This window comes from Longimicrobium sp. (genome assembly GCF_036280135.1).
GTDB lineage: Bacteria > Gemmatimonadota > Gemmatimonadetes > Longimicrobiales > Longimicrobiaceae > Longimicrobium.
Genome location: NZ_DASURI010000808.1, coordinates 1 through 4,689 on the forward strand (window position 1 = coordinate 1; position 4,689 = coordinate 4,689).

Here is a 4,689-nt window from a genome sequence, read left to right on the forward strand (position 1 = left end):
GGGGCACGGCACGGGGTTCCGCGCCGAGGCGGCGTACCGGCTGCGCCCCCACGCGGAGGCGCGCGCCGCCGCCCGGTACGAATCGGGCGACGGCTGGAGCGAGCGGGCCCTGGACGCCACCGTCTCCGTCTTCTTCTGAACGGACCGGAGCCCGTCCGCGGATCGGCAGGATCGCCGCGGAGGGGACGGACAGACGCATCCGCGCGGGACCTGTCCCGAATACGGATGTTTGCACGTTGAGGGGCGCGCCGGGGCATCCGTGCGCGCCCGCAGCCACAATCGTGACGCCGCGGATGCGCGGCTGAAGATAAAGAAGGTCAGAATGCCAACGTTTCCGGCCTACCGCCCGCGCCGGCTGCGGCGCACGGAGCCCATCCGCTCCCTGGTGCGGGAAACCGTGGTCCACCCGTCGGACCTGATCCTCCCGCTGTTCGTCGTGGAGGGCACGGGGGTGCGGCGCGCCATCGGCTCCATGCCGGGCGTGGAGCAGACGTCCGAGGACGAGCTGCTGCGCGACGCCCGCGAGGCGGCGGAGCTGGGGATCGGCGGGGTGCTGCTCTTTGGCATCCCCGCCCACAAGGACGAGGAAGGCACGTCGGGCTACGACGAGGACGGCGTGGTGCAGCGCGCCGTGCGCCGGCTCAAGGCCGAGCTGCCGGGGCTGGTGGTGATGACGGACGTGTGCCTGTGCGAGTACACCAGCCACGGGCACTGCGGCCTCATCCGCGGGGGCGACGTGGACAACGACTCCACGGTGGAGCTGCTGGCCCGCATGGCCGTGACGCACGCGGCCGCCGGCGCCGACGTCGTGGCGCCGTCGGACATGATGGACGGCCGGGTGGGCGCCATCCGCGCGGCCCTGGACGGGGCGGGCTTTTCGCACACGGCCCTGCTGTCGTACGCGGTCAAGTACGCGTCCGCCTTCTACGGCCCGTTTCGCGACGTGGCCGAGTCGGTGCCGCAGTTCGGCGACCGGCGCACGGCGCAGATGGACCCCGCCAACGTGCGCGAGGCCCTGCGCGAGGCGGCCCTGGACGTGGACGAGGGCGCGGACGCCGTCATGGTCAAGCCGGCGATGGCGTACCTGGACGTCATCCACCGTGTCAAGGAGGCCACGGGCTACCCCGTCTGTGCGTACCACGTGAGCGGCGAGTACGCCATGATCGAGGCGGCCGCGGCCAACGGGTGGATCGACGGGCCGCGGGCCCACGTGGAGGCGCTCACGGCCATCAAGCGGGCCGGTGCGGACATGATCATCAGCTACTGGGCGCGGCAGTTCGCGCGCCTGTAACCGCGCCCCCTCCGCCGCTTGCCTGCTGCAGGGACGGCGGACGGAGGAATGAACGGTGCGCCGCCCCGCCGCGCGCGGGGCCCGCGCCGAAGTGGACGATGTTCGGCGGCGGCACGAAGGGTGCAGGCGCGGCGCGTGGCAGTTCCTCCCGCGCCGGCGGTACTCCCGGCCCGGACGCCTTTTCTCGCGTCCGCCGGACCCTTGGACGAAACCTCAGCGCGTCTCGATGCTCCCCGCTCTCCTGATTCGGCTTCGCCGGCCCATCGTGCTGGCGCTGCACCTGCTGCTCATCCCCCTGGCCTACTACGGGGCATTCGCGCTGCGGTTCGACTTTCGGCCGCCGCAGGTGTACGTGGACCTGTTCTGGCGCACGCTGCCGTACCTGGTGGTGCTGCGCCTTGCCTGCTTTGCCCTTTTTGGCCTGTTCCACGGGTGGTGGCGCCACGTGGGCATGCGCGACCTGGTGGACCTGGTGCGGGCCAACACGCTCAGCAGCGTGCTGCTCGTGCTGGCCCTCTTCATGACGGGAGACCTGCAGGGCCCCGGCTCCGTCTCGGGGCTGCCGCGGTCCGTGCTGGTGCTGGACTGGGTGACGGCCCTGATCCTCTTTGGCGGCGTGCGGTTCGCTGTGCGCGCCTTTCGCGAGGAGCGGCTGGTGCCGTGGCGCGCCCCGCGGGGCAGGCGCACGCTCATCATCGGCGCGGGCACGGGGGCGGAGCGGCTGCTGCGCGAGACGCAGCGCGAGGGCGAGTCGGAGCTGTCGCCCGTGGCCATGGTGGACGACGACCCGGCCAAGGTGGGCATGCGCCTGCACGGCATTCCCGTGCTGGGCACCGTGGCGGACCTAGACGACCTGGCGCGCAAGGCGGGGATCCAGCAGCTGGTGATCGCCATCCCCAGCGCCACCCGCAAGGAGATGCGGCGCATCGTGGAGGCGTGCCTGCGCACCGAGCTGGACTTCAAGATCGTCCCCTCCATCCGCGAGCTGCTGGACGGGCGGGCGCGGCTGGGCCAGCTGCGCAACGTGGAGATCGAGGACCTGCTGGGGCGCGAGGCCATCGAGCTGGACCTGGACGGTCCCCAGGGCGACCTGGAGGGGCGCACGGTGCTGGTCACGGGCGGCGCGGGGAGCATCGGCAACGAGCTGGCGCGGCAGGTGGCCACGTTCAACCCCAAGCGGCTCATCGTGCTGGACCAGGCGGAGAGCCCGCTGTACTTCGCCAACCTGGAGCTGCGCACGCTGCACCCGGCCCTGGACGTGATCCCCATCGTGGCCGACGTCACGGACCACGCCCGCATCGAGTCCATCTTCGCGCGGCACCGGCCGGACTTCGTCTTTCACGCGGCGGCGTACAAGCACGTGCCGCTCATGGAGGACAACCCCGTGGAGGCCGTGCGCAACAACGTGCTGGGCACGCTGTGCGTGGCCCAGGCGGCGGCGCGCTATGGCGCGGACAAGTTCGTCCTCATCTCCACCGACAAGGCCGTCTACCCGTCCAGCGTCATGGGCGCCACCAAGCGCTTGGCCGAGCAGATCGTGCTGGGCTGGCCGGCCCTGCGCGAAAGCCAGACGGACTTTCGCGCCGTGCGCTTCGGCAACGTGCTGGGCAGCGACGGCAGCGTCATCCCGCTCTTCAAGAAGCAGCTGGCGGCCGGGCAGCCCATCACGGTGACGGACCGCGAGGTCACGCGCTACTTCATGACCATCCCCGAGGCCGTGCAGCTGGTGCTGCAGGCGTCGGCGCTGGCCAACGCCACGGGGCGCATCTGCATGCTGGAGATGGGCGAGCCCGTGCGCATCGTGGAGCTGGCGGAGAACCTCATCCGCCTGTCGGGGCTGGAGCCGTACACGGACGTGCCCATCGTCTTCACGGGGCTGCGGCCGGGCGAAAAGCTGCACGAGGAGCTGATGTCGGAGCGGGAGATGACCATTCCCACCTCCATCAGCAAGGTGCGCATCGTCCAGACGGCCGAGCCGGAGCCGCACGCGCTGATGTCGGGGCTGGACCGCCTGGCCGCCGCGGCCGCCGTGGGCTCGCGCACCGACATCCTGGACGCCATCCGCGACCTGGTGCCGGAGTGCGTGCCGCCCCTGCGCGAGCGCACGGTGCTGGCGGAGAACGGCGACTGAGGGAGGGCGGTACGAAGGTGCGGGGTACGAGGGGACGAGGGGACGATTTTTTCCGCGCGGCGGGGCCGGCGTGAATGGATACGGAGCGTGATGCGGCGCGGAACGGGGCGGGGCGGATGCGGGTGATGGTCGTGGCGGGGGCGCGGCCCAACTTCATGAAGGTCGCGCCCGTGCTCGCCGCCCTCCGGCGGGCCGGGCACCACCCCGTCCTCGTCCACACGGGGCAGCACTACGACGCGCGGATGTCCGACGCGTTCTTCATGGACCTGGGCATCCCCGCGCCCGACCACCACCTGGGTGTGGGCGGCGGCAGCCACGCCGTGCAGACGGCCCGGGTGATGGAGGCGTTCGAGCCCGTCCTCGCCGCCGAGCGGCCGGACTGGCTGGTGGTCGTGGGCGACGTGAACGGCACCCTGGCCTGCGCCCTCGTGGCGGCCAAGCTCCGCGAGGCGCTGGGCTGCCGCATCGCGCACGTGGAGGCGGGGCTGCGCAGCCACGACTGGCGCATGCCCGAGGAGGTGAACCGCGTGCTCACCGACCGGCTGAGCGACCTGCTCCTCACGCCCTCCCGCGACGCGCACCCCAACCTCGTGGCGGAGGGGATCCCCGCGGAGCGGGCCGTGTTCGTGGGCAACGTGATGATCGACACGCTCGTGGCGCAGCTGGACGCCGCCCGCGCCCTGGACCTGCCCGGCACCCTGGGGCTGCCCCGCGGCGGGTTTGCCCTGGCGACGCTGCACCGCCCCTCCAACGTGGACGACGCGGCGAACCTGGGGGCCGTCCTGGGCGCCCTGCAGGCCGTTTCGCGCGAGCTGCCCGTCGTCCTTCCCCTGCACCCCCGCACGCGCGGCCGCGTGGACGAGTTCGGCCTGGCGCCGGCGCTGCAGGGGCTGACGGTGATGGAGCCGCTGGGCTACCGCGAGATGCAGTCGCTGGCGGACGCGGCGGCCGTGGTGCTCACGGACTCGGGCGGCGTGCAGGAGGAGACGACGTACCTGGGCGTGCCCTGCGTGACCCTGCGCGAGCAGACGGAGCGCCCCGTCACCCTCACGGAGGGGACGAACCGCATGGCGCCGTGGCCCCTGACGGCGGACGGCGTCTTCGCCGCGGCGCGCGAGGCGCGGGCCAGCGGCCGCGCGGCGCCCGGCGCGCGCGTGCCGGAGGGGTGGGACGGGCGCGCGGCGGAGCGCATCGTGGCCGCGCTGGAGGCGGCGCGGACGTGAGCGTGGCGGATTCCGTGGCGTCCCCGCCGGGTGCGGCGCGCCCG

The 4,689-nt window shown here is 72.9% G+C and carries 3 protein-coding genes; all 3 read left to right on the plus strand.

Features of this window, described 5'->3' with window-relative positions; all coding sequences use genetic code 11:
- Positions 1 to 322: 322 nt before the first annotated feature.
- The 3 genes from hemB to wecB all read left to right on the plus strand — a co-directional run bounded on the left by hemB (position 323) and on the right by wecB (position 4,645).
- Positions 323 to 1,291 carry a porphobilinogen synthase gene (hemB, locus tag VFZ20_RS26090; RefSeq protein ID WP_329686900.1) on the plus strand — a complete coding sequence of 323 codons (969 nt, stop codon included), beginning with the start codon at positions 323 to 325 and terminating at the stop codon, positions 1,289 to 1,291.
- A gap of 226 nt (positions 1,292 to 1,517) precedes the next feature.
- Complete coding sequence (locus VFZ20_RS26095; RefSeq protein WP_329686901.1) at positions 1,518 to 3,422, plus strand: nucleoside-diphosphate sugar epimerase/dehydratase; 1,905 nt, start codon at positions 1,518 to 1,520, stop codon at positions 3,420 to 3,422.
- A 74-nt stretch (positions 3,423 to 3,496) separates the two neighbouring features.
- Complete coding sequence (wecB, locus tag VFZ20_RS26100; RefSeq protein ID WP_329686902.1) at positions 3,497 to 4,645, plus strand: non-hydrolyzing UDP-N-acetylglucosamine 2-epimerase; 1,149 nt, start codon at positions 3,497 to 3,499, stop codon at positions 4,643 to 4,645.
- The last annotated feature ends 44 nt before the right edge of the window (positions 4,646 to 4,689 follow it).